This is a genomic window from Pseudarthrobacter sp. MOO13 (genome assembly GCF_058267655.1).
In genome coordinates this window covers 4,092,887-4,116,881 of record NZ_CM177848.1, presented here as the reverse complement: position 1 = coordinate 4,116,881, position 23,995 = coordinate 4,092,887, and the positions used below count along the sequence as shown (strand labels likewise).

Sequence of the window (23,995 nt, the reverse complement as noted above, 5' to 3'; positions counted from 1 at the left end):
GGCTACGGCCTCAATTCGATGACCGTCTTGCCGATTCTCACGGGTACCCCTGGCTCAACCGGCAAGGCGCGGGTCAGTTGCTGGTCTCCCAGGTATGTTCCATTGGTGGAGCCGAGATCTTCGATGAACCACCGGCTTCCCTGCGGGAACAGCCTGGCGTGGCGGCCGGAGGCGTAATCGTCCTCCAGGACCAGGGTGGCTTCCTGGGCGCGTCCCAGGAGGATGGGGCTGGCGGCCAGGGGAAGGGTTTTGCCCTTGAGTGGGCCTTCCACCACGACCAGCTGCCGGGCCTGCTGCTTCACAGGCTGTTGCAGCGGTTCGGCCAGTTCCGGGTTACGGCGGACCTGGCGTGCCGTGGGTGCGCCGGCAGCTGCCTTGCGGCCCACCATGAGGTCGCGGCGCATGGCCGAGACGATGCTGAAGATGAGCACCCAGAGGAGCAGCAGGAAGCCGAACCGCAGCGCGGTGATGGTGAGGTCGCTCATGCGCGGCCACCCGGGCTGGCAGGAAGCAGGCGGAAGATAATCTTTGTCCGTCCCATCGTGATGGTGGAGCCGTCCGTGAGTTCGGTGCTTCCGGAGACCCTCTGCCCGTTGACGTAGCTGCCGTTGGTGGAACCAAGGTCCACCGCATTCGTTACGCCGTCGGCCGTGCGGATTTCGAGGTGGCGGCGCGAGACACCGGTGTCCTCGATGTGGATGTCTGCCTCGGAGGACCGGCCCAGGATGATGGACTGGGCGTTCAGCGAATAACGCTGGCCGTCAATATCGAGCACAGGCTGGAGCCTCGCCGGCTGCCGGCTCGGTGCCGCGGGAACATTGGGCCGCACCTGGGCGGGTGCCGGAGCCGGGGCACCTTGGGATTTCTCGGTCGAGGAAGCGATCTCGAAGTCACCGGCCCGAAGCCCGGACTCCCGGCGAAAAGATATCCTGACCGGCCCCTGGAGGATGTAGCCCTGGCCGCGGACATGGTTGATGACGACGTCGCAGAGTTCTTCGGCGAGGGGAGTGCCCCACTCCTGTGCCCGGCGGAAGTCCTCATCGCTGAGCTGGACATCGAAAACGTTGGGCACCAATGTGCGGCCTGCGGCCACAGTAAGGGCCTTGTGGTCCACTTCGCGGCGGAGCCTGCTGGCAATCTCCACGGGCTCGACCTGGGCCTTGGAACCGGTGGAGAAGACACCGCGGACGGCCTTTTCAATGCCGCGTTCGACCCTGTCCAGCAGACCCATGGTTCTTCTCCTTTCCCCCCGGTTCCAGGGAAGCCGTTGTTCCTGACCAGCACCTGCAGTGCAGTGCGCCGCATTGTGGGGTGGCTGCCGACGGCAGCCGCTCCTGTATCCGATACTACTGGCCAGCCCCGTGAATGACCTTAATCCACAACGGCCGGGCGGCGGCAAAAGTTCGTCTTCACACCCGGGCGTCCCTCGCGCCGGCCCGGCGTTCGGCAGCGTCCCAGGCCCGTTCCGGTGCAGTTTTTGCGCTGCCGACAGCCGGGTCCGGGGATGCCGAAGGCGGCGGCCTGGCGGCCAATTGGTAATTTGCCGCATGTGTCCGTTATGCTTGATCTCGCTGCTTTTACGAGGTGCAGGTACGGAAATCCGGGCCGACTGAGTGGAAGAAGTTGCGCGCGAGTGGCGGAACGGCAGACGCGCTGGCTTCAGGTGCCAGTGTCCGAAAGGGCGTGGGGGTTCAAATCCCCCCTCGCGCACGCATATGGAAAAGCCCCGGTCTTGGACCGGGGCTTTTTTTGCGTTCCCGGCCGCTCATGGGCTGGTTCGCGGATCCGTCCCTATAAAGAGCGGGTGTGCGAACACGCTTAGGAATGCGGCGGCGAAGCGTCCTGCTGCGCGGCCGGGCGCGCGGACGCCTTGAACCGGCGTCGTGAATTGGCCAGGTGGCTCCGCATGGCAGCTGCCGCGGCCGCCTCGTCACCATCGGCGATGGCCTCCAGGATGGAGCGGTGCTCCAGCACCACCTGGTCGAAATGGTCCCGGGCATAATGCTCGACGCCGGTCATCAGGCGGGTGCGCGGCATCGCGATCATGGTCTGCCCCAGGGCTGCCAGGCAGTCGGAGTAATAGGGGTTGCCGGAGGCCGCCGCCACGGCCCGGTGGAATTCGAAGTCCGACTTCATGGCGTGGGCGGGGTGGCCCGAGCTTTCGGTAAAGGCTTCCAGTGCGGTGCCGACGGCCCGCAGCTGCCTGTCCGTGCGGTTGCGGGCCGCCAGTGCCGCGGCCTCCGTCTCCACGCCCATGCGGAATTCCAGCAGGTGGAGCCTGTCCTCTGTGCTGGCCACTGGACGTCCACCCGGCATGGCCGGCGGTGCGTCCGAGGGCGGCGTGAGGGCGAAACTGCCGCGTCCGCGTTCGGTTTCAACGAGTCCCTCGGCCTGCAGCCTTGTCAGGGCTGCACGCACCACCGTGCGGCTGACGCCGAAATCATTGATGAGCGTGTTTTCGCTGGGCAGCTTCTCGCCCGGCTGGATGACACCGTCGACGATGCGGTTGCGAAGGTCAGCGGCGAGATCCGCGGTGAGGTTCCTGCTCATGGGTCAAGGTTACGCGCCGAAGGCCACGCTTTCGGTTGTCCAGGCGCGGGCTTGGTCGCTGAGGGTGATGCCGAGGCCGGGGCGGTCCGGGACGATCATCCGGCCGTCTTTGGTTTCGAGGCGTTCGTTGAACAGCGGGTCGAGCCAGTCGAAGTGCTCTACCCAGGGTTCGCGGGGGTAGGTGGCGGCGAGGTGGAGGTGGATTTCCATGGCGAAGTGCGGGGCTAGGCCCAGGCCGCGTTCGTCGGCGAGGGCGGCGAGTCGGAGGAATTGGGTGATGCCGCCGACGCGTGGGGCATCGGGTTGGATGATGTCGCAGCCGTTGGCGTTGATCAGGGCTTTGTGTTCGGCGACGGAGGCGAGCATTTCGCCGGTGGCGATGGGGGTGTCCAGGACGTGGGCGAGGTGGGCGTGGCCTTCGAAGTCGTAGGCGTCCAGCGGTTCTTCGATCCAGGCCAGGTTGAAGTCTTCGAGGCGGCGGCCCATGCGCAGGGCTGTGGCGCGGTCCCACTGTTGGTTGGCGTCGACCATCAGTGGAACGTCGGGGCCGATGTGGTCCCGGATGCCGGCGACCCGGCGGAGGTCTTCCGTGCTGTCCGGCAGGCCTACTTTGATTTTGATGCCGCCGATGCCTTCCTCGATGGACCGGCTGGCCCGGTCCTTGACCTCTTCGAGGGTGGCGTTGAGGAAGCCGCCGGAGGTGTTGTAGGTCCGCACCGAGTCGCGGTACGAGCCCAGGAGCTTGGCCAGGGGCAGGCCCGCGCGTTTTGCCTTCAGGTCGTACAGGGCGATGTCGACGGCGGCCAGGGACTGGGTGGCGACGCCGGAGCGGCCCACGGAGGCCCCGGCCCACAGGAGTTTGGTATAGATCCTGGCGATGTCGTTGGGGTCCTCGCCGATCAGGCCCTCGGCGACCTCTCTGGCGTGGGCGTACTGTGCCGGTCCGCCGGCCCGTTTGGAGTAGCTGAAGCCGATGCCCGAATGCCCGAGTTCGGTGGTGATCTCGGCGAACAGGAAGACCACCTCGGTCATGGGCTTCTGCCGGCCGGTAAAGACTTTGGCGTCGCTGATGGGAACAGTGAGCGGCAGGCGCGCGGTGGACAGCTTGACGTGCCGGATCAGATCGACAGTACTCATTGATACTCCTAGGGGCGTGACTGGGCTCCATCGCCCACCTCTTTAGGATATAAGTTGATAACTTGTATTACAAGTTTGGGCTTTTGTTGTGCTCACCACTCCGGGATCGCGGCAGGAACAGCGCCGGGCTGCGGTGCTGTTGACCCAGGCATGAAAGCAATTACCTACAGCGAATACGGCAGCCCCGACGTCCTTGAGCTCACCGAGCAGCCCATGCCGAAGGTGGGTCCGGGAATGGTCCTGGTCAAGGTGAAGGCGGCTGCAGTCAATCCGGTGGACTGGAAGATCATGGCGGGTTACCTGGATGCGGCCATGGACCTGCAGTTCCCGGCGATCCCGGGATGGGATGTGGCAGGCGTGGTGGAGTCGGTGGGAATCGATTCCCGGCAGTTCAAACCTGGCGACGAAGTGATCGCCTACGGGCGCAAGGACTACGTCCACGGCGGCAGCTTCGCCGAATACATTGCCTTGCCCGAAAGGCTCCTGGCGCGGAAGCCCGCCGCCCTTGACTGGAACGGGTCCGCAGGCCTTCCGCTGGCGGGCTTGACTGCCTACCAGGTGCTGAACCGCCTTGGCCTCAGCGCAGGCGAGACCGTACTGATCCATGGCGGCGCCGGCGGCGTGGGATCCCTGGGCATCCAGATTGCCGTGGCGCTGGGCGCCGAAGTCATTGCGACGGCGTCGGAAAAGAACCACGATTTCCTCCGCTCCCTGGGCGCGCACCCCGTCACGTATGGTGACGGTCTTGCCGACCGGGTCCGGTCCCTCCGGCCCGGAGGGGTGGACGTGGTTGCCGATTTTGTCGGCGGCAACCTGGCAGCCACCCTCGCCGTGCTTGCAGAAGGCGGACGGCATGCCTCGATCGCCGACAGTGACGTTGAAGAGCATGGCGGCACCTGGATGTGGGTCAGCCCTGTCGGCGCCCAGCTTCAGGAACTGGCGGACCTGGTGGATGAGAGGAAGATGCGGGTGGAGGTTGCCGAGGTGTTTCCCCTGGCCCGGGCGGCGGATGCATTCCGGCTCAACATGGAGGGGCATACCCGGGGCAAGATCGTGGTGACGGTGGATCACACAGTCTGAGTCCGCAACTGCCCGTTATTTCCTGATTGCGCCGAATCCTGCAATCAGCGCCTCGAGTCCGAGGCGGAAGGCGGTGTCGGCCGGGCGGCCGCGTTCCTGCCCGGCCGAGGCCTCCTGCCCTGATGCCGAATGTCTCACGGCCGCCGTGAAATAGGGCGTGGATTCCGCCATTGAACCGGCGTCGAAAATGTCCTCGGGCGCCGTGACGTCGTAGGCGGAGCCGAAGATAAAGGACTCCAGTGCCACGATGGAGGGTACGATCCGGTCCTGGGGAAAGCCGGCGTCCGAAAATCCCTTGCTGACGGTCTCGTACATGGCGAGGGTCTGCGGGGCATCCGTCACAGGCAGGACGGCGATGACGGGAATCAGCGGGGTGTGTTCTGCAAAGACATCCCGGTAGCTCCAGGCCCAGGTGCGCACGGCGTCTTCCCAGCTGCTGCCGCCGAATCCGGAGACATCCACCAAGGACATCAGATGGTCCTCCACCAGGAGCAGCACGTCGTGCTTGGACGCCACGTGGTTGTAGAGGGCGGACGGCGCAACGTCCAACACCTTGGCGAGGGCGGCCATGGTCAGCCCGTCATAGCCTTTGCGGCTGACCAGCTTCAGCGCGGCCGAGGTAATCCCCGCTTTGTCCAAGACCGCCGCCGACGGCCTGCCCGCCCGCCTCTTCTGCGCGCCCCCGCTGGTGGCGGCGCGTCCCTGTGCGGCTGATAGTGCCGGCATTCCTGCCCTTTCGTCGGTGGTCTCCAGCATTATTCCATCCGGGACTTCCGCTCCCGGATGCCACCGGTTATAGTTCTACTAAATGAATGCCATTCATTTAGTGGTTTCCATCACTAGGGAAACCGAAGAGAGGACATCATGCTGAACCTGAACCGCGACGTCGTGGTCGTTGGAGCCGGGCCGTCCGGACTCACCGCCGCCCGTGAACTGAAGAAGGCCGGCCTCACCGTCGCCGTACTTGAGGCCCGCGACCGCGTGGGCGGCCGCACCTGGACGGACACCGTGGACGGCGCCATGCTCGAGATTGGCGGCCAGTGGGTTTCCCCGGACCAGACCGCCCTCCTGGAACTCCTCCGGGAACTGAACCTGGAGACCTACCCGCGCTACCGCGACGGCGAGTCCATCTACATCGGCGCGGACGGCATCCCCGTGCGCTACACCGGCGATTCCTTCCCCGTGGACGCGGACACCGCCGTCGAAATGGACCGCCTGGTGGCCCTCCTGGACGGCCTGGCCGCCGAGATTGGCGCCACGGAACCGTGGGCCCACCCGAAGGCCCGCGAACTGGACACCATTTCCTTCCATCACTGGCTGCGGCAACACTCGGCCAACGAGGAAGCCTGCAAGAACATTGGCCTCTTCATCGCAGGCGGCATGCTCACCAAGCCGGCCCACGCCTTCTCCGCCCTGCAGGCGGTCCTGATGGCCGCCTCCGCCGGCTCGTTCACCCACCTGACGGACGAGGACTTCATCCTCGACCGGCGCGTGGTGGGCGGGATGCAGCAGGTTTCGCTGCTTCAGGCGCAGGAACTGGGCGACGACGTCGTCCTGGACTCCCCGGTGCGCACCATCAACTGGGAGCAGGATGCCGACGGCGGCTACCGGGTCGCCGTCGAGTCTGACCGCGCTACCGTCAACGCCCGGTTTGTGGTCATGGCCGTGCCGCCCAACCTCTATTCCCGAGTCTCGTTCAACCCGCCGTTGCCGCGCCGCCAGCACCAGATGCACCAGCACCAGTCCCTGGGCCTGGTCATCAAGGTCCACGCCGTCTACGCCACTCCTTTCTGGCGGGACAAGGGACTTTCGGGTACTGGCTTTGGGGCGGATGCTTTGGTGCAGGAGGTCTACGACAACACCAACTACGGAGATTCCCGCGGCACGCTGGTGGGCTTCGTCTCGGATGAGAAGGCGGACGCCGTCTTTGAGCTCAGCGCCGACGCCCGGAAGAAGGCCATCCTGGAATCCATTGCCGGCTTCCTTGGCGACGAAGCTCTGGCTCCGGAGGTTTACTACGAGTCCGACTGGGGCTCGGAGGAGTGGACCCGGGGCGCCTACGCTGCCAGCTACGACCTGGGCGGCCTGCACCGTTACGGCAAGGACCAGCTGGCACCCGTGGGTCCTATCTACTGGTCCTCGTCCGACCTGGCCGCGGAAGGCTACCAGCACGTCGACGGTGCCGTCCGCATGGGGCGCCTGACCGCCGCGCGCATCGCCGAGGTGGCGAAGGTTCCGGTTGCCGCCGGCTGGTAAATAAGCATGCTTACTAATAGGCTGGCGGCGGGGAGCGTCCCCGACTTCAGACGAACGAGGTGAGGCATGACTGACGCGCAGAGCATCAGCAAGGTTACTGAGATCATCAACGATGCCAAGATCGGGATGGTCACCACCATCAACGAAGAAGGCGCCCTCGTCAGCCGGCCGCTGGCAGTCCAGGAGGTCATGGACGACGGCGATATGTGGTTCTTCACCGGCCTGGGCACCTCGCAGGTGGCGCACGTCCGGGCAGATCCGCGCGTCAACGTCGCCTTTGGCAAGAACACCGAATGGGTTTCCGTTGCCGGAACCGCCGAGGTGGTCACGGACCGGGCCAAGATCCACGAAATGTGGAACCAGGTGGTCGAGGCGTGGTTCCCCGACGGTCCGGACACCCCCGAAGTGTGCCTGCTCCGGGTCGAATCGGACTCCGCGGAGTACTGGACCAGCCCGGGTGGCACTGCGGCCACCGTGCTGCAGTGGGTGAAGTCTAAGGTCACCAACAGTCGGATGAGTGTTGGCGAGAGCGAAACCGTGGAGCTTTAGCAGAACCAGGGGGCGGAGCGGCTACGGCTGCTCCGCCCTTTTCAACGCCTGCAGGACTGCCGGCAGCAGCACGTCATTGCGGCCCCACAGCGGATCCAGAATCTCCACGTACCAGGAGTCCGCGAGGAGCAGGGCCAGGGCATCGTTGGTTTCCACGGCCCAGTCCCGGATCTGTTCCTCTTCCACCGGGTTTTCGCTGGAGCCGAGGACCGTGGTCACTTCCGATCCGGCGATGGTCACGGGGATGGCTGCGCTGCTGGCCTCGCCAGGCGCGTGCGCCACCGTCACCAGTTCGGTGCGGGTGGACAGCGCCAGCAGTTCACCAGCGGTGGCGGCACTGCAGAAGCCCGTGACGTATTCGCGTTGCGCCGCCGCACCGTCCCGGATGCCCGGTTGGGATTCCTTGGTGAAGAGGCCGTGCCGGTTCAGCTCTGCCAAGGCCCCGGCGATGGGCCTGGTCTCGTCGTCGGAGCCCGGGGCAAAGTGTCCGGGCTGGTAGGAACTACCGCCCTCCAGCCACCGGGCCGTCAGTTCCCCGGCGGCCTCAAGGGTAGTGGCTTGGCGCCAGACTCCACGGTCCTCCAACAGCCGGCCGAACTTGTCACGGACGGGCACTTCCTCAGGCTTCATCTTCGGATGCTATCGCCGGGGCGGCGGCCCGATCCACCGCCCCCGACACAGCAGTTAACCTCAGCCGGCCTGGTCGGCCGGCTGGCGGGATGGAATTCCGGCCGCCCGTTCGGCCGCCGCCAGGGTCGCCGCCAGGCTCCCGACGGCGTCCGGGTACGTCGCGTGCGCGGCAGTGCGCAGCTGGTCCGCCGTGCGCATCGCCTTGATCAGGGCGGAGGTCTCCGGCAGGCGCACGTCCGTCAGGGCGGGGTAGTCGATCATGCTGGCCGGATCGAGCTCATAGCGGCGCCAGCGGAGCAAAAGCTCGTCATGCCGAGCTGTCGCCGCCTGATGGGCAGAGAGCTGCCGGCGGTGCTCACGGCGGCCCGCATGCCAGGCCAGGTACCGGGGGGTGGCGTGGTGGGCGGCAATTCCCGCGGCCACCGCCGCGCCCGCCATGACAAGCCCGGACCAGGGGGACACCATCGCAGGGATGATCAACGCCGGAAGTGCAACGCACGAGCCCAGGAAAAGGTCCCAGAACAGCTGGTCCGGCACCTCGGCGGCGCGGCCCTTGGGTCCCAGTGCCCGGCGTCGTACGGCAAAAACTGTGGCGGCCACGCTGGCAACCAGGACCGGACCACACAACAGGACCGCCCACGCACCTTGATGCAGTCCCTGGAACAGGAATTCGGCCATGGCTGACATTGTGCACCTCCAGCGCCCGCAGGCCCCGGCCGGAACGCCCGGGCTGGTCATTCCATTGCATCGTCTTCCGGGCACCGCGTCAATGGCGTCAGGGAATGGCCACAGGGGGTACTGCAAAGCATCGGGAGGTGGGTAGCGTGGACCCATGCGTATCAAAATGTGCAGCATTCATGTCCAGGATCCCGCAGCGGCCCATGCCTTCTACACGGGGACCCTGGGCTTTGACACGCTCATGGCCATGCCTGAGTACAACCTCTACATCATCAAGGACCCCGGCGCGGACGACAGTTCCACGGGGTTGCTCCTGGAGCCCAGCGACAACCCGATCGGCGCGGACTACATGAACGCCGTGCGCGAAGCGGGCCTGCCCGCCATCGTCTTCGGCGTCCCGGACGTCCAGGCCGAATTCGAACGGCTGACGGCGGCCGGCGTCAGCTTCAAGACGCCGCCCACCACGGATCCCTTCGGCACCAGTGCCGTGTTCGACGACGGCTGCGGCAACTACATCCAGATCCACCAGGACTGAGGGCTACTCCGCCTTCGCGCGGTCCTTCTTGGCCTGCTTTTTCGCCGCCTCTTCCTTGACCCGCTGGGCCTCGGCGCGGACGGCAGCGTGCGTGGAACGCTCGGTGACCAGCCATTGTGGCGGTGCCTGCAGCAGGGCGGTGATTTCCGCCGTCGTAAGCGCTTCCTCCACGCCGCCGCGGGCAAGGCCGCTGATGGACACGTTCAGCTTCTGTGCCACCACCGGGCGGGGGTGCGGGCCGTTGCGGCGGAGCTCGGCGAGCCACTCCGGCGGGTTGGCCTGGAGCTCGGCGAATTCCTCGCGGGTGATGGTTGAATCCTGGAACTCCTGCGGCGCAGCAGGCAGGTAGATGCCAAGTTTCTTGGCAACGGTGGCCGGCTTCATGGACTGGGAGTTTGCAGAGGTCATGCTTCAAGGGTATCCGGGCGGCGGGTACTGTGAAGACGTGCCCGCCGACAATACCCCTGCCCCTGACGCCCCTGACGCCGTTGCCGGCGCAGAGCCGCGGATGCTTCGCATCTCCTACGTGGCAGGAGTGACGCCCGGTAAGTGGATCCGCCGGTGGGAGGAGCGGATGCAGGATATTCCGCTGCGCGCATCCATGGTTGACGACGGCGACCAGCTGGAGGTGCTTCGCGACGGCAGGGCGGACATGGCCTTTGTCCGGCTTCCGGTGGACCGGACCGGCCTCAATGTCATCCCGCTGTATGAGGAGCAGCCCGTGGTGGTGGCCCCCAAAGGCCACGAGATCTCCGTGTTCGAGGAAGTGGCGCTCGCCGACCTGGAAGAGGAATTGATCCTGGATGTGGCCTCATTGGGTGGACCGGAGGCGGCGCTCCAGGTGGTTGCCACCGGCGCCGGGCTGGTGATCCTCCCCATGCCGGTGGCGCGCCACCTCAACGTCAAAGACACGGTGGCGCGGCGGCTGACCGGGTTGGACGGGACGGAAATCGGGCTGGCCTGGCCTGTTGACGCCACGGACGAGGTCCTTGAAGAGTTCATCGGCATCGTCCGCGGGCGCACTGCCCACAGTTCGCGGCAGCCCTCTGCCCAGCCGGTCAAGGAAAAGAAGGATCCCAAACCGGACCGGCGGGGAACCGGGACCAAAAAAGCCCCGAAAGTGGCCCAGCGCTATGCTCCCAACCCGGACAAGGGCCGTGGCAGGGGATCGCGGAAAAAGGGCAAAAGATAATCATTTACGGGTCCGTCGCGGCCAAATAATAAGTCTACTTGCGAATATGTTGCTAAGCATGCTTATTGTAGGAGGGTAGCGACGCGGGGTGACCAGCACCTTGCCACCTGCAGGAAGGCCGCGGCCCGATGACCAGCAACCTCGATCCTGATGCCCGGAGCAGTTACCGCCTGATCGCGTTGGCGGCGCGCCTGATCCAGCGGCGCCAGGACGATGCCCTGGCGCACCTTGGCCTCACCCGTGCCGCCGTCATTGCCCTGGAAGGGTTGACGGACGGTCCGCTGAACCAGGAACAACTTGCGGAGGAAATCCGGGTCCAGAGCCAGACGCTGGGCCGGGTCCTCCTGCGGCTCGAAGCCGCCGGCCTGATAACCCGGACCCGCCAGGTCACGGACCGCCGGCAACTAAAGGTGGAACTGACGGATGCGGGCAGTGCCGCGGTCGAAGCCGCACGGGAAGCGGAGGTCAACGCCTACCCGCGCGACTCCGATATTTCGTGGAAAGCCCTCCGCGAGGAGCTGACGAAGTTCGTCCACGCGGTCCCGCCGGGCCATGACTCCGGAGTAGTTCCCTTCGCGCCGGCCGAACACCGTACGGGGCACCGCGGCCAGGCCAGCCGTGCCGGCGGCTTGCGCGGCTGGGACCAATCCCGTCCAGGCGGATAATCGGCCACGCAACTGCAGTGCCGGCGGTTCGGCAGTCGATCATTCGATGACCAGCGCATGCCCTTGGTGCTACGACGACGGCATTTCCGGTCCGGAATGCCAGCGCAGCAGGGCCGCAACGTGGTCGTTGCCCGGCAGAAGCGGTCCCGGTACCAACAGGACTCGGGCGTCGGTCAGGGCTGCGGCGCGCACCAGTGCCGCAGGGCCCGGAACTACGCCAAGAATTCCGGCAGCCAAGGCTTCGTCCGGGGCGGCGGCGACCCACGGTTCGGCATCCAACGCCAGCAGGGTCCCTCCTGACAAGGCGGCGTCATCCATGATCAGGCATTCCACCTGCGCCTGCTGGAATGCTTTGACCACCGCATCGACTCCGCGGGCGGAACCCGAATTGGGCCTGCCTCCCTGAAGCGCCAGCCTGTCAAGCACGGCGTCCTGCTCCTCTGCCCACAACGCGGCTACGCGCCGGTTCACCTCGTCATCCAGGTCGGCACTGTCCGCACCGGCCGTATGGGTATGGGAATCCACCTCCGAGACGAGAGCCCTGCTGGAGTCCGAGAGGCTTTCCTGCACCAGCCCGCGCGCCCGGACGTCACCTGCGAGAACAATCAGCCTCGCGTGGCTGCCGCTTGCCACCCGGTCAATTTCCGTCGCCACGTCGCTGGCATTGCGGCGCCAAACTTCCTCTGTGTGGTGCTGGAAACGCAGCTGCGACCAGCCGCCGCCATGAAATTTGTGGACGTGCTCGGAGCTTCCTTCCACTTCCCGCACGTTGCCTGGAAAGCTCGCCCCGGTGCGGTACAACCTGATTTCTCCGTGTTCCCGGCTTACCTCTGCAACGATGTAGTGAATTACTTCCGGCCGGTGCTTGAGGAGGGGGATCAGGTTCGGGACTGGCCCAACTTCCATATATTCAGGGAGTATGGGGCTGCCGGGGAGCACCTCGTTGATTTCAGCTTTCCCGGCACGGACCAACACGAACCTGGACGCAGGAGCGGGCACACCAGCCGCCGGTGTCAGAACCTGGCCCATTGCCTGGATGTCGGCGGATGTTGCCCCCTGTGCTTCAAGCCGGGTTTGGGCGTTGCCGGGCCTGACGTCGCCGGCTTCCAAGGTGTCCACCGTCCCGGTCCCGGCGGCGACATAGGCCGTGCACCACGGACCTTGCAGGCGGAAGAGGTGTGCGTACGCTTCCAGGCCCGAACCAGGTTGTTCTGCCATGACGGTCTCCTCCGCGCGTACTGACGCAACCCCGGGTGCGGTTCGTCAATTTACCGTAGCCGCGGAGTGGGGCACGCTGAAGGGACTTCCGACCCCCCTTGGAGCTTTACGCTTGGCAGGCGTCCTTGAGGGCTTTGACCGAGTCCGCCGGCACCTGGTCCCCGGATGCAGCCACGTCGCCGAGCGGCGTCGTGATTTCCGCCGGGACCCCGGCCTCCCGGGCCGCGGACACCAACCCTGCCAGCGCCTTCTTATCGTCCACGCTGACAAGTCCGTCCTGGACCCTGGCGCAGATCTGCTTGGTGACCTCCTGGGCAACGGCGGAGGCGGCCTGGGAAGCGGCGGCGCTGGCCGCGTTGCCGGCCGCGTCCCCTGCCGCTCCGCATCCGGTCAACAACAAACCTGCGGACAGGACGGCGGTGAGGGCTGCGTGGCGGCGGATCATGCTTCCAGCCTACCGGCGCGCGGGAACCCCCAGGATGCTGTCCAGGAGCCCATTCCGGAACTTGCCCTCCGGATCGTGCCCGGCGGCGAAGGCCCGGAAGTCTGCGAAGCGCGGATAGAGCTTCTCCCAGTCGTAAGCGTCCGCGGTAAACAGCTTCCCCCAGTGCGGCCTCGCCCCGAAGGGCCGCAGGGCTTCTTCAAGGACCGGAAGGAAAGCCTCCACCTCGGGTTGCATCGGCTTCCAGGTAAAGTGCAAGGCCACGCTCGGCTGCCGGAAGAACGGGCTGAGCCAAAACTCATCGGCGGCGCCGGTGCGGATCTCCGAGACGAAGAGCAGGGGTGCGAGCTCGTCCGCGAGGGCCCGGACCGCCTGGAGGGCCGCGGGGGCCTGCCCGATGGGCAGGATGAACTCGCTTTGCAGCTCGTCCCCGTTGCTCGGCGTGAATTCATGGCGGAAATGCGGCAGACGGTCCAGCCAGGGCCCGGGCTGGTCCAGCTGGAGGGTGCAGTTCTCGGCAGACATGTCCGGCAGTGGATGGCGCGGGCGCTGGGCCGGTGTGGCGCCGTACAGGTTGGCCAGCGGCTCTTCCCCGGCAAGGGCTTTGCGCCAGACCTGGTTGACGGTGTCACCGGCATAGTCCGTAAAGAGGCTGACGCTGTAGGCGCTGGACACGATGGCGGTGAAGTCCTCCAGCGCGGCATCCCACGGAAGGTCTTCCAGGACGCGCTGGCGCATGCTGAAGCTTGGCCGTACCGCCAGTTCCAGCCCGGTGACGATGCCGAGGGCACCCATGCCCACCACGCTGGCCAGGAAGTCGTCCCCGTCCTTCCGGGACAGCGTGACCTGCTCGCCCGAGGCCCGAACCATGTCGATCGATTCCACGGCGCCGGCCAGTGCGGGGTTGTTGACGCCGGAACCGTGGGTGCCAGTCTGCACCGCGCCGGCTACCGAGATGTGCGGCAGTGATGCCATGTTGTGGATGGCAAGGCCGGCCTCTTCGAGCTTCCGGCACAGGGCACCGTAGCTCACCCCGCCGCTGACCCGGACCGTTGAACGGTCCGCACCCACCTCCACCTGCTGGGGGAGTGCATCGAGGAGGACGTGCACACCGTCCGTGTCTCCGACGCTGTTGAATGAGTGCCGTGACCCCAAGGCCTTCACCCGCGTCGATCCGGCGACGATGGCAGCCAGTTCGCTGACCGATTCCGGCCGCCGGACATCAGCGGAGGAGTATTGGAGGTTTCCTGCCCAGTTCTTCATTGAGTGGCTTTCGCTTGGTGTTGGGGTCATTCCACTGTCAGCGCTAACAAAGTGGGCTGTCAAGGCACTTCCGCTGTGCGGGCGGCGGCCCGCCAGTGTCCGGGCCGTCCGATACCCGCCGGGAGGCTCGTGGCCGCGCTGCCCCGCGCCGCGGCAACCTGCGCGGACCTCCTCGCTGACCTCCCGCAGAACCGCGCCAACACTCTCATGGAGGGACCCGACCTCGGCTGCAAGGACCGTTTCGAGGCTTCCACCGGCGATTCCCTGTACGAGGCTGTGTACCTGGTCCACCTCCCGTGCCGTTTCCGGGCTGTAAGCAAGCGACTCCGCCCGGTCCAGTTGCCAGAGCATTTCGTGGAGCTGCCGCAGGACCTTGAAGGCGGCAAACATGTCCTTGGCCGACCGGGGATCGTCCCGCCAGCTGGTCCCTCCGAAGAGCCGCTGGCTGACGGCCTGGCCGGCGCCGAAGCAGTCAAAGACTGTGCAGCCCGCGAACCCGCGGGCGCGCAGGCTGCGGTGGATTGTGCTGGAGAAGTCGCCTGCCAGCTTGGGGCACGGGGTGGCTGGCGGCTTGTCGATGGCAAAGTCCGCGGAGCGGGTGAATCCGAAGGCGGTGCAACACAGTGCAAAGCACTGGGTGCAGTCAGGTGTGAGGCGTGGGGTGGTGGGTTCCATGGGGGCTCCCTGGGGTGGTTCCGATAAGGGTGCGGAAAGGAGGGGAACCCGGGTTCGGGTTCCCCTCCGGGGCGCACGGAATCACCGTTCCTGTACGGAAGGACAAGAACTGCCGGCAGCGGGATGTCACTGGGAATGCATGGAAGTCACTGCGTCCAGAATAGCCACTGCGGGCGTGCTCTGTCAGGAGGTCCCTGTATCTCCTGCCTGCGTGGTGCGCGGCGGCGGGACGCGGCGGCTGCCGGTGGTTTCGAAGGCCGCGGCCAGCTGGAGCAGGTCCGTGTCGCTGTACGCTGTGCCGGCGATGGTCAGGCCCACGGGCATGGCAAGGTCAGCCGCGACTCCCATGGGGACCGTGACCGTGGGGATGCCCAGGTGCCGGGGGACCAGGTTTCCGTTGGCCACCCACACGCCGTTGCGCCACGCGATGTCTGCGGAAGCCTCGTTGCTGTCGGCATCGGCGGGTGCAACGTCGGCAGCTGCCGGGAACACCACGGCATCCAGTCCCAGCCGGTCCATCCATTCCTCCAGGTCGACGCGCCGGGTTTCCTCCAGCCCCGCCAATCCTTCGGGCAGGTGCGGAATATCGGCCAGGACTGGAACGCCGTACTCCCGGATCCAGGCGGGATAGTCGCTGATGTCGTCATCGAACCCGTCGTAGCGGTCCGGCAGCGAACCTTCAGGGGCTGGGAAGATGGCGGAGCCGTCCACGTCAGACAGGCGGTTCAGCCGCGGATCACCGTTGGCATCAAGGAAGTCATTCCACGCCCAGGCTGACAGGTCCACGATCTCCCGCCGCAGATACTCCGGGGACACGAATCCCCGCGTGGCGATGGTGGGCGCGCCCGGCCGGTCCCCTTCGTAGTTGGACACCACGGGGAAGTCCACCTCGATGACCTCCGCGCCTGCGGCCTCGAGGTCCTGCCGGGCTGCGTTCCAGAGGTCCAGCACCGAGTCCCGGGTATTGATCCGCTGCCCCGTGGGACCACCGATGCCCGGATGGTCCGACGTCCCGGCGTCGGGATCGGCGTTGATGTACATCCGGGGGATACCCAGCCGCTTGCCCGCGAGGACGCCGGCTGCTGCGAAAGCGTCCGGCACGGCCAGCTCAACGTACGACGGCGGGCGGACACTTGATGCCTTGGGTACCGGCACCCACGGCTGGACGCACCAGAAATCCCCGCGTGCCTCGGCGTCGTCCGCCACCACGACGTCCAGGACTTCGAGCAGGTCGGCCATGGTCCGGGCGTGCGGAACCACCACGTCCATGGTGGGCACCAGGGGCCAGTTTCCGCGGACGGAAATGACCCCGCGCGAGGGGGTATAGGCACACAGGGCGTTGTTGGACGCCGGGGCGCGACCGGAGGACCAGGTCTCTTCCGCGAGGCCGAACGCCGCGAAACTGGCGGCGGTGGCGGTCCCGGAGCCGTTGGACGAACCTGACGCGAAGGCGGCCGTGAGGTAGTCCGCGTTGTAGGGGCTTTCTGCCCGCCCGTAGACCCCGCGCTGCATCCCGCCGTTGGCCATGGGAGGCATGTTGGTAAGCCCGATCAGGACTGCGCCGCCGGCCCGGAGCCGTTCAATGGTGAAGGCGTCGCGCTGCGCCACCAGGTCCTTGAACGCCGGGGAACCGGCGGCCACGGTGAGGCCGCGGACCTGGTAACTGTCCTTGGCCGTGTAGGGGATGCCGTCCAACGGGCCCAGCGTGAAGCCGGCCGCCCGGCGCCGATCGGACGCCTGCGCCTCGGCCACCGCCTCCGGATTTATGACCACCATGGCATTTAGACATATGCCCGATGAATCATATTTTTGGATCCGCTCCAGGTACAGCTCCACCAGCTCCTCGCTGGTGACCTCGCCGGACTCGAGCGCCGCACGCAGCCGGCTGATGCCGGCTTCGACGACGTTGAACGGGCGGGCTGCGGGCGCGGACTTTTGCTCCTCGACCAGTTTCACGCGGCCTCCTCCCTCGGGGCAGGCTGCTGCTGGGTGATGCAGTGGATGCCGCCGCCGAAGGCGAAGATGTCGCGGGCGTCCACCAGTTCCACCGTTCGGCCCGGGTACGCGCGCTCGAGGATGCCTGCGGCGATGGCGTCGTTGGGATCATCGAAGCTGCACAGCACCACCACGTCGTTGGCCACGTAGTGGTTGATGTAGGACCAGTCCACCCAGCCTTCGTCGTCCTTGAGGGTTGTGGGCGCGGGAACGTCGATAATGCGCAGCGGCCGGCCCTGGGCGTCCATTTGGCCGGACAGGACAGCCTTCAGTTGGAGGTAGACGGCGTGATCCGGGTGTGCGGGGTCGTCTTGGCGGTGAAGCAGGATGGTGCCGGGTCCAGCGAAGGTTGCCACGATGTCCACATGGCCGCGGGTGCCGAATTCGTCGTAATCGCGCGTGAGTCCGCGCGGCAGCCAGATGGCCTTGCTGGTCCCCAGGGCCGCGGAAACCTCCGCTTCCACGGAGTCCTTGGTGGCGCCGGGGTTGCGGCCGGGATCAAGCTGGACGGTCTCGGTCAGCAACACTGTCCCCTCACCGTCCACGTGGAATCCGCCGCCCTCGTTCACCAGTGAACTTGTCCGGACGGGGACGCCGGTTGTGGCGGCGACGGCCTTTGCCACTGCTTCGTCGTTGCCCCAGGCTGCCCATTCCTGGGCGCCCCAACCGTTGAAGATCCAGTCCACGGCGGCCACTGATCCGTCCGGTTGGTGTACGAAAGTGGGCCCGCTGTCCCGAAGCCAGGCGTCATCGAGGGGGACCTCCACGACGTCGATGCCCGTGCCGAGCCATTCCCGTGCCGCCGTGGCGTCCCGTGGATCGGCCACCACGGTGACCGGCTCGTACCTGGCGATGGTCTGTGCCACCCTGGTCCACGCGGCGCGGGCGCGGTCAAGGGTGGGGCTGCCTGTTGGACCGAAGGTTTCGTTGGGTGGCGGAAATGCCATCCAGGTGCGCTGGTGGGCCTCCCACTCGGCGGGCATCCCGGTGGTGGCGGAGGGCGAAACGTGGTTGGGGGCGGCGGTGGCCCCAACAGCGGTCGAATAAATGAATGACATTCATTTATTATGGAGAGGCGGATGTGTCGTGCGCAAGGGTTACGCCAATTCAGTCCATGCCTGACCGGTCAACTGCCGCCAGGATGGCCCGTGCCAGTTCCGCCGGCTTGGTGAATTGCGGCCAGTGGCCGGTGGGCAGGTCGACATAGTCGACGTCGTGGACCCGCGCCAGCTCGGCGACGAACGGACTGCCGGCCGCGATCCACTCCCTGAGCAGGGCCGCGGGAAACGCGCACGCAATCACAGTGGCGGGCACGGCGTAGCGGCGCTCGTCATGAAGGTGCTGCCTGCCGTAGGCCACGCCCCGCGGTTCGGGAATGGCGCGTTCGCGGAAGGCCCGGCGGAGCCCGTCGTCCAGGTCCACCAGGTCGGCGTCATCGAAGCTTTCCCAAGGCGGAAGGGGAATGTCGTCACCCTCGGCGGGCAGTTCATCATTGATCACACCCCCTTCGCCCAGTGGGCCGCTGTCCACGTAGATGGCGCGCTCCACCTTGTCCGGCCGTGCGTCAACGGCCCCGTGGATGATGGCGCCACCTCCCGAATGCCCCACCAGGACCACCTTGCCGCCGATGGCATCGACGGCCTGGACCACGGCGTCTATGTGGTCCTGCAGCCCTATTCCGGCCCGACTGGAGTCCACCGATTCCAGTCCGGGCAGGGTCAGGGGGTGGGGGCGGTGGCCCGCTGCCTCCAGGGCAGGTGTCACCTCCGCCCAGGATGAAGCGTCCAACCAGAATCCGGGTACCAGGATGATGTCCATGACCGCACCCTACCCCCCACCCCCTGCGCCGGAGCAAGGGGCCGCTACCGCTTCCGATTCCGGCCCTTCCCGGCGTTCCGGCTGCCGCGTTCGAAGGCCTCGCGCTCTGCGGAGCGCTGCGACTTTCCCGCGGAGACCACCTTCTGCTGCCACTCCCGGTGGTAAGCGCGCTGGGCGGCAACGTCGGAGCGGCGGGCCAGGGCTGCGAGTTCACGCTGCATCTTCAGGTACGAATTCCAGCGCCGTTCCTCCAGGACGCCCCCGTCAATCGCTTCCCGGACTGCGCAACCGGGCTCAGTTCCGTGCGCGCAGTCCGCAAACCGGCAGCCCGCGGCCAGTTCCTCCACGTCGCCGAACATCCCGCCCAGGCCTTCGCCGGCGTCGAAGAGCCCGAAACCCCGCACGCCGGGTGTGTCCATCAGCACCGTGCCGTTGGACAGCGGCACCAGTTCGCGGGCGGTGGTGGTGTGCTTGCCCTTGAAATCGCCGGACCTCACCGCACCGGTCTCTTGGAGTTCCTGCCCCGCCAAGGCGTTGATCAAGGTGGACTTGCCGGCTCCGGACGGACCCAGGAGCACAATGGTGCCTCCGGCCGGAATGCGGCCCATCAATTCGTCGATGCCGTCGCCGTTCTCGGCAGAGGTGGTCACCACGTCCACGCCCGCCGCCTGAAGGACCACCTTCCCGACGACGTCGTCCGCCACCTGCGCAAGGTCAGCCTTGGTGATGATCACCAGGGGAGTGGCGCCCGAGTCCCATACCGCCACCAGGGTCCGTTCCAGCCGGTTGTGGGTGAGCGGCCGGTCCACGGGCACCACCACGCCAACGGTGTCCATGTTGGCGGCAAGGACCTGCTCGGCGGACGAGTCCTCGAAGGCACGTTTGCGGCTGAGCTCGGACCGGCGGGGCAGGATGGCCAGGATCTGGCGCCCGCCGGCGCGGTTGGGGCCGATCCAGACCCAGTCACCGGTGACGGGCTGGTCGCCGGTGAGCGGGTAGGGCAGGTGGAGCAGCCCGTCGGCGACGGCGACCAGCAGCAGCGTTCGGTCCACGCGCACCACCCGCCCGGTGCCGGTGGCCTCGGGGTTGGGATGCGCGGCGAAATGGCGGGCGACGGCGGGCGTGTAGCCGTAGGCGAAAGGGCCCTCGGCCGTTGAAGGGTTGTTGATGCCAGGGTTGTCCAGGGCGTTGCCTGAAGGAATATGCACGTTGGTGTCCTCGGAAAGGTTCCCGGAGCAGGCGCGAGGTACCGGTCAGGAATCTCAGGAACGGCGCGTGCAACGGGAAAGGATGGTTGATGGTGTTGATGCGGGGCGCTCACGGCGCGCGGCAGTCGCAGTCATCAAAGCCACCTCCTCTCCCTCGTGCGGGTCCCGTCACCCTGCCGGGAACGGCAGGATGGGGCCGGGTCCCACTTTAGTGGCCGCCGGCGTCGGGCACCAGAGCCTGGACCACAAGGGGGTCGGACTCCCGTGGATCCACCCCCTTCCGGCCGCTAGGCGCTGGTGGCGTCCTGGACCTCGCCCACCAGCTCCTCGATGATGTCTTCGAGGAAGAGCATCCCTGTGGTCCTGCCGCCGGCGTCGAACACCCGGGCCACGTGGGCCCCCGTCCGGCGCATGGCGGCCAGCGCATCCTCAAGGTCGGCGCCGGCAAAGGCCGAGGCGAGGCGCCGGATCCGCTTGGCCGGCACCGGCTGGTGGAACTTCCCGGCCGTGGTCAGGTCCATGACGTCCTTCAGGTGGAGGTAGCCGCCAGGTTCCCCGGCCGGGTTGGTCAGGATGTACCGGGAGTAGCCGTGCCTGGCTACGGCCAGCTGGATATCAGCAGGCGTGGCCGACTCCGGCAGCAGCACCATCTCCGCCATGGGGACCTGGACATCTGCCACGGTCTTGGCCGTGAATTCGAACGCGTTGCTCAGGGTGCCGCTGGTGTCGGCCAGCATCCCGTCCCTGGTGGACTGCTCCACGATGGTGGCGACCTCGTCCAGCGTGTAAGCGCTGGTGGCCTCATCCTTGGGTTCCACACGGAAGAGCCGGAGGACGGCATTGGCAATCCCGTTCAGCGACCAGATCACCGGTTTGAATACCCGGGCCACCAGGACCAACGGGGGAGCGAGCAACAGGGCCGCCCGGGTGGGAACCGAGAAGGAGATGTTCTTGGGCACCATTTCCCCCACCACTACATGCAGGAACGTCACCAGCAGCAGCGCCACAGCGAACGCGATGATGCTGATCGCCTCATAGGACAGGGATGTCAGGCCCAGCGGGATTTCCAGGAGATGGTGGATGGCGGGCTCGGAGACGTTCAGGATGACCAGCGAGCAGACAGTGATGCCCAACTGGCTGGTGGCCAGCATGAGGGTGGCATGCTCCATGGCCCACAGGGTGGTTTTGGCCGCCTTGCTCCCCGCCTCCGCCTTGGGCTCAATCTGGGACCGGCGTGCGGAAATGACGGCAAACTCGGCACCGACGAAGAAGCCGTTCACCAGCAGGAGCACGGCCAGCCAGATGATGCCGGGAAGGTAGTCACTCATGGGCCAGCTCCTGGGTCAGGTTGTCGATCATCCGGTCATGCGGGCTCCGCGGCGGTTCGGCGGCCCCGGCGGGAGTGAAGCGGAGCCGCTCCACATGCATCCCCGCCACGCGCTCCACACGGAGGGTGCCGCCGTCGACCGCCACTTCGTCGCCCAGCTCCGGCAGCCGGTCCAGCTGGTCTGTGACGAACCCGCCAACTGTGTCGTACTCCTCCCCGTCCGGAACCTCGATGCCGGTGCGGTCCAGCAGTTCATCGGGGCGCAGCGCCGCGTCGAACGTGACGGACCGGCCAACCCGGACCACACCCGCCCGTGCGCGGTCGTGTTCATCCTCGAGTTCGCCCACTATCTCCTCCACCAGGTCCTCGAGCGTGACGATTCCGGCGGTACCGCCGTACTCGTCGGAGACGATGGCCACCTGGAGCCCCTGCCGGCGGAGGAGGCCCAAGAGGGTGTCCACGCCCATCGACTCCGGGACCCTGAGCGGTTCAACCATCAGCCCCGCCGCGGTGGTCCCGGCGCGCTGGTCCAGGGGCAGCGCGAACGCCTGCTTGACGTGCAGGAGGCCCAGCACCTCGTCCCGGTCGCGGCCGATCACGGGAAAGCGGGAGTAGCCGGTGGCCGTGGCAAGGGCCACAATGTCCTCGGCGGTGTCACCGGACCCGACAGCGGCCATGCGCACGCGCGGAGTCATCACGTCCGCTGCGCTGTACTCCGAAAAACGCAGGGTGCGGCGCAACAGGGTGGCGTGGTCAAGGTCCAAGACCCCTTCCACGGCGGAGCGGCGCACCAGGGAGCTCAGCTCCTCCGCGCTGCGCGCACCGGAGAGCTCCTCCTTCGGTTCGATCCCGAACCCCCGGATGATCCGGTTGGCTGTGTTGTTGAAGAGCAGGATCACCGGCTTGAACACAGCCGTGAACAGGGCCTGGAACGGGACCACCACCTTGGCGGTAGCCAGCGGCAGTGCCAGGGCGAAGTTCTTCGGGACGAGCTCGCCCACCACCATCGAAAAGACCGTGGCCAGGAAGATCCCGGCAACGGAGCCAACGGCGGGAACCACCGCATCGGGAACGCCCAGCGAGGTGAGCGGCGCGCTGAGCAGCCGGCTGATGGCCGGTTCAAAGGTGTAGCCGGTGAGGAGGGTGGTCAGCGTGATGCCCAGCTGCGCACCGGAAAGGTGGGTTGAGGTGATCCGCAGCGCTTTGATGGTGGGGCCCAGCCGCTTCTCGCCGCGGGCCTGTCGGGACTCGAGGTCATGCCGGTCAAGGTTCACCAGGGCGAACTCGGAGGCGACGAAGAAGCCGGTACCGACGGTCAGGACCAGGCCGATGCCCAGCATGATCCATTCATACATTGGGGCGCCCCTCTCCTGTGGTGGCCGGTGGTCCGGTCAGGCGGCAGAGGGGCCAGGGCATGTGTGAAGGAGGGTCGTCCATAACCGGTTCAACTCTGCTCCCGCCGGCGAAGTTCCCAGCGGGTTCCAGATCCCGTCCAGTGCGGGGTTCCGCGCTTAATCATGGTGCGGGGTTCTTCTGCCAGGCGCGGCGGGGTGTGATACTTGCTGCGGCAGCATTCGGGCTTTTGGGGGGACTTCCTGCATATGGTTCTGGACACCGCAACCCTGCGCATCGCGTTTGGCCTGATGGCCCTGGCGCTGGTGGTCCTCTTCTACTTTTCCGCTTACCGGGTGACGCGCTCGCCGTACAGCGGCTGGTGGTGCGTTGCGCTGGTGTTCTTCCTGGCGGGGTCGGGCTGCTTCCTGCTGAACGGCACCCCCCACCAGGTTTGGGCCAATCCGCTGGGTAACGCGGTGCTGGTGTACGGTGCGGTGGCGGTCTGGGCCGGGGCACGTTCCCTGCGGACGGCGCCGCCGCCGAAGTGGGCCTTCACGGGCATCCCGCTGGTCACGCTGGTTGCCTCCGTGCTGGACCACCCGGCCACCAACACATGGTCCGGTGGCGCCGTGTTCCTCGCCGCCATGAGCGCCACCATCGGGCTGGCATCCCATGAGCTGTGGCGCCTGGAACCCGGCTACTCGAGGGTCCGCATTCCCATGGCCGTGGCTGCTGGAGGGCTGTCCGTTTTCTACTTGTTCCGGTGGGTGGCCTTCCTCCTGGACGGCCAGGACGGTCCAGTGTTCGTCACGGTCTTCGGGTCCGCCGTGACCACCATGGTGACCATGGTGCTGCTGGTGGTGGTCTCCTTCAGCATGGCAGCACTGAGCAGCGAACAGCAGACGCGTGCCCTCCGCGTGGTGGCCACCCGCGATGACCTCACCGGGCTCCTGAACCGCAAGGCGTTCCTGGACCTTGCTGCCGAGCAGCTCGCAGACCGCGCCATCACCCGCGGATCCGGGGCGTTGATCCTTGCCGACCTGGACCATTTCAAGACGGTCAACGACACCTACGGGCACGCTGCCGGGGACTTTGCCCTGAAGGCCTTCGCTGACGCCTGCGTAGCCACCGTGCGTTCCACGGACTTGACCGGGAGGTACGGCGGGGAGGAGTTCGTCATCCTGGTTCCCGGGGCCAGCGCCGAGCGGGCGGAGGCAATCGCGGAGGAGATCAGCAGGCGGCTTGCCGACGCTGCCGCGCCGGGCGGATTGGAGCTGCCCACGGCCAGTTACGGGATTTCCGTCTACGACGCCGGCACCTCCAGCGTGGACCGCCTTATCGCTTCGGCCGATGCGGCCCTCTACCGGGCCAAATCGCTGGGCAGGAACCGCGCCGCCCGCAGCGACGAGATGCTGTAGGGCGGCGCGGCTCCGGACTGCCGG

The 23,995-nt window shown here is 66.7% G+C and carries 24 protein-coding genes and 1 tRNA gene; 8 read left to right on the top strand and 17 right to left on the bottom strand.

The window, feature by feature from the left end; translation table 11 throughout:
- Positions 1-2: 2 nt before the first annotated feature.
- Together AC4EEO_RS18900 and AC4EEO_RS18895 are read right to left on the bottom strand one after the other, a co-directional pair.
- Positions 3-485, bottom strand: a complete 483-nt coding sequence (locus AC4EEO_RS18900) for an FHA domain-containing protein FhaB/FipA (RefSeq protein WP_018762789.1) — start codon at positions 483-485, stop codon at positions 3-5.
- A complete protein-coding gene (locus AC4EEO_RS18895; RefSeq protein ID WP_491339493.1) occupies positions 482-1,231 on the bottom strand; it encodes an FHA domain-containing protein in 750 nt (249 codons plus the stop codon). Before AC4EEO_RS18895 ends, AC4EEO_RS18900 begins: the two co-directional genes overlap by 4 nt.
- A gap of 396 nt (positions 1,232-1,627) precedes the next feature.
- Here AC4EEO_RS18895 and AC4EEO_RS18890 point away from each other — a divergent pair.
- A tRNA-Leu gene (locus AC4EEO_RS18890) sits at positions 1,628-1,710 on the top strand.
- 108 nt (positions 1,711-1,818) lie between these two features.
- Here AC4EEO_RS18890 and AC4EEO_RS18885 read toward each other — a convergent pair.
- Positions 1,819-2,550: a FadR/GntR family transcriptional regulator gene (locus AC4EEO_RS18885; protein ID WP_491339492.1), complete on the bottom strand. Its 732-nt coding sequence runs from the start codon at positions 2,548-2,550 to the stop codon at positions 1,819-1,821.
- Between the two features lie 9 nt (positions 2,551-2,559).
- Positions 2,560-3,687 carry an L-talarate/galactarate dehydratase gene (locus AC4EEO_RS18880; RefSeq protein ID WP_491339491.1) on the bottom strand — a complete coding sequence of 376 codons (1,128 nt, stop codon included), beginning with the start codon at positions 3,685-3,687 and terminating at the stop codon, positions 2,560-2,562.
- 150 nt (positions 3,688-3,837) lie between these two features.
- Here AC4EEO_RS18880 and AC4EEO_RS18875 point away from each other — a divergent pair, with 150 nt between their 5' ends.
- Positions 3,838-4,767 carry an NADP-dependent oxidoreductase gene (locus AC4EEO_RS18875; protein ID WP_491328972.1) on the top strand — a complete coding sequence of 310 codons (930 nt, stop codon included), beginning with the start codon at positions 3,838-3,840 and terminating at the stop codon, positions 4,765-4,767.
- Between the two features lie 15 nt (positions 4,768-4,782).
- On the opposite strand, the gene AC4EEO_RS18870 is transcribed toward AC4EEO_RS18875, so the two are convergent.
- Positions 4,783-5,523, bottom strand: a complete 741-nt coding sequence (locus AC4EEO_RS18870; RefSeq protein WP_018763395.1) for a TetR/AcrR family transcriptional regulator — start codon at positions 5,521-5,523, stop codon at positions 4,783-4,785.
- A gap of 108 nt (positions 5,524-5,631) precedes the next feature.
- Between AC4EEO_RS18870 and AC4EEO_RS18865 the strand changes: the two genes are divergently transcribed.
- Both AC4EEO_RS18865 and AC4EEO_RS18860 read left to right on the top strand, forming a co-directional pair.
- Complete coding sequence (locus AC4EEO_RS18865) at positions 5,632-7,023, top strand: flavin monoamine oxidase family protein (protein WP_491328973.1); 1,392 nt, start codon at positions 5,632-5,634, stop codon at positions 7,021-7,023.
- A 66-nt stretch (positions 7,024-7,089) separates the two neighbouring features.
- Positions 7,090-7,572, top strand: a complete 483-nt coding sequence (locus tag AC4EEO_RS18860; RefSeq protein ID WP_491328974.1) for a pyridoxamine 5'-phosphate oxidase family protein — start codon at positions 7,090-7,092, stop codon at positions 7,570-7,572.
- Between the two features lie 21 nt (positions 7,573-7,593).
- On the opposite strand, the gene AC4EEO_RS18855 is transcribed toward AC4EEO_RS18860, so the two are convergent.
- Both AC4EEO_RS18855 and AC4EEO_RS18850 read right to left on the bottom strand, forming a co-directional pair.
- Positions 7,594-8,202 carry a DUF6919 domain-containing protein gene (locus AC4EEO_RS18855; RefSeq protein ID WP_018763392.1) on the bottom strand — a complete coding sequence of 203 codons (609 nt, stop codon included), beginning with the start codon at positions 8,200-8,202 and terminating at the stop codon, positions 7,594-7,596.
- A gap of 60 nt (positions 8,203-8,262) precedes the next feature.
- A complete protein-coding gene (locus tag AC4EEO_RS18850) occupies positions 8,263-8,889 on the bottom strand; it encodes a hypothetical protein (RefSeq protein ID WP_109044221.1) in 627 nt (208 codons plus the stop codon).
- Between the two features lie 145 nt (positions 8,890-9,034).
- Between AC4EEO_RS18850 and AC4EEO_RS18845 the strand changes: the two genes are divergently transcribed.
- The gene (locus AC4EEO_RS18845) at positions 9,035-9,415 is read left to right on the top strand and encodes a VOC family protein (RefSeq protein ID WP_018763390.1); all 381 of its coding nucleotides are present in this window, start codon (positions 9,035-9,037) and stop codon (positions 9,413-9,415) included.
- A gap of 3 nt (positions 9,416-9,418) precedes the next feature.
- On the opposite strand, the gene AC4EEO_RS18840 is transcribed toward AC4EEO_RS18845, so the two are convergent.
- Positions 9,419-9,823, bottom strand: a complete 405-nt coding sequence (locus AC4EEO_RS18840) for a DUF5997 family protein (protein ID WP_026265045.1) — start codon at positions 9,821-9,823, stop codon at positions 9,419-9,421.
- Here AC4EEO_RS18840 and AC4EEO_RS18835 point away from each other — a divergent pair.
- Together AC4EEO_RS18835 and AC4EEO_RS18830 are read left to right on the top strand one after the other, a co-directional pair.
- Entirely contained in the window at positions 9,786-10,607 is an 822-nt protein-coding gene (locus tag AC4EEO_RS18835) for a LysR substrate-binding domain-containing protein (RefSeq protein WP_208294390.1), read from the top strand. The two genes, AC4EEO_RS18840 and AC4EEO_RS18835, sit on opposite strands and share 38 nt — an antisense overlap.
- Before the next feature lie 128 nt (positions 10,608-10,735).
- Positions 10,736-11,272 (top strand): MarR family winged helix-turn-helix transcriptional regulator, encoded by a 537-nt coding sequence (locus AC4EEO_RS18830; protein ID WP_491328976.1) that lies wholly within the window; start codon positions 10,736-10,738, stop codon positions 11,270-11,272.
- 69 nt (positions 11,273-11,341) lie between these two features.
- On the opposite strand, the gene AC4EEO_RS18825 is transcribed toward AC4EEO_RS18830, so the two are convergent.
- From AC4EEO_RS18825 to AC4EEO_RS18785, 9 genes are all read right to left on the bottom strand, one after another.
- Positions 11,342-12,490: a baeRF2 domain-containing protein gene (locus AC4EEO_RS18825; protein ID WP_133831423.1), complete on the bottom strand. Its 1,149-nt coding sequence runs from the start codon at positions 12,488-12,490 to the stop codon at positions 11,342-11,344.
- A 106-nt stretch (positions 12,491-12,596) separates the two neighbouring features.
- The gene (locus AC4EEO_RS18820; protein ID WP_133831422.1) at positions 12,597-12,935 is read right to left on the bottom strand and encodes a hypothetical protein; all 339 of its coding nucleotides are present in this window, start codon (positions 12,933-12,935) and stop codon (positions 12,597-12,599) included.
- Positions 12,936-12,944: 9 nt separating this feature from the next.
- The gene (locus AC4EEO_RS18815) at positions 12,945-14,195 is read right to left on the bottom strand and encodes a D-arabinono-1,4-lactone oxidase (protein ID WP_491340450.1); all 1,251 of its coding nucleotides are present in this window, start codon (positions 14,193-14,195) and stop codon (positions 12,945-12,947) included.
- An 858-nt stretch (positions 14,196-15,053) separates the two neighbouring features.
- Positions 15,054-16,826: an amidase gene (locus AC4EEO_RS18810; RefSeq protein ID WP_491339490.1), complete on the bottom strand. Its 1,773-nt coding sequence runs from the start codon at positions 16,824-16,826 to the stop codon at positions 15,054-15,056.
- The gene (locus AC4EEO_RS18805; protein ID WP_491339489.1) at positions 16,823-17,923 is read right to left on the bottom strand and encodes an agmatine deiminase family protein; all 1,101 of its coding nucleotides are present in this window, start codon (positions 17,921-17,923) and stop codon (positions 16,823-16,825) included. Before AC4EEO_RS18805 ends, AC4EEO_RS18810 begins: the two co-directional genes overlap by 4 nt.
- Positions 17,924-17,972: 49 nt before the next feature.
- Positions 17,973-18,683, bottom strand: a complete 711-nt coding sequence (locus AC4EEO_RS18800) for an alpha/beta fold hydrolase (protein WP_491339488.1) — start codon at positions 18,681-18,683, stop codon at positions 17,973-17,975.
- 44 nt (positions 18,684-18,727) lie between these two features.
- Positions 18,728-19,891, bottom strand: coding sequence for a ribosome small subunit-dependent GTPase A (gene rsgA / locus AC4EEO_RS18795; RefSeq protein ID WP_491339487.1), 1,164 nt, complete (start codon positions 19,889-19,891; stop codon positions 18,728-18,730).
- Positions 19,892-20,178: 287 nt separating this feature from the next.
- Positions 20,179-21,219 carry a hemolysin family protein gene (locus AC4EEO_RS18790; RefSeq protein WP_491339486.1) on the bottom strand — a complete coding sequence of 347 codons (1,041 nt, stop codon included), beginning with the start codon at positions 21,217-21,219 and terminating at the stop codon, positions 20,179-20,181.
- Complete coding sequence (locus AC4EEO_RS18785; protein ID WP_491339485.1) at positions 21,212-22,573, bottom strand: hemolysin family protein; 1,362 nt, start codon at positions 22,571-22,573, stop codon at positions 21,212-21,214. The genes AC4EEO_RS18790 and AC4EEO_RS18785 overlap by 8 nt, the downstream gene beginning before the upstream one ends.
- A 246-nt stretch (positions 22,574-22,819) precedes the next feature.
- Here AC4EEO_RS18785 and AC4EEO_RS18780 point away from each other — a divergent pair, with 246 nt between their 5' ends.
- Complete coding sequence (locus tag AC4EEO_RS18780) at positions 22,820-23,971, top strand: GGDEF domain-containing protein (protein WP_026265040.1); 1,152 nt, start codon at positions 22,820-22,822, stop codon at positions 23,969-23,971.
- Positions 23,972-23,995: the final 24 nt, after the last annotated feature.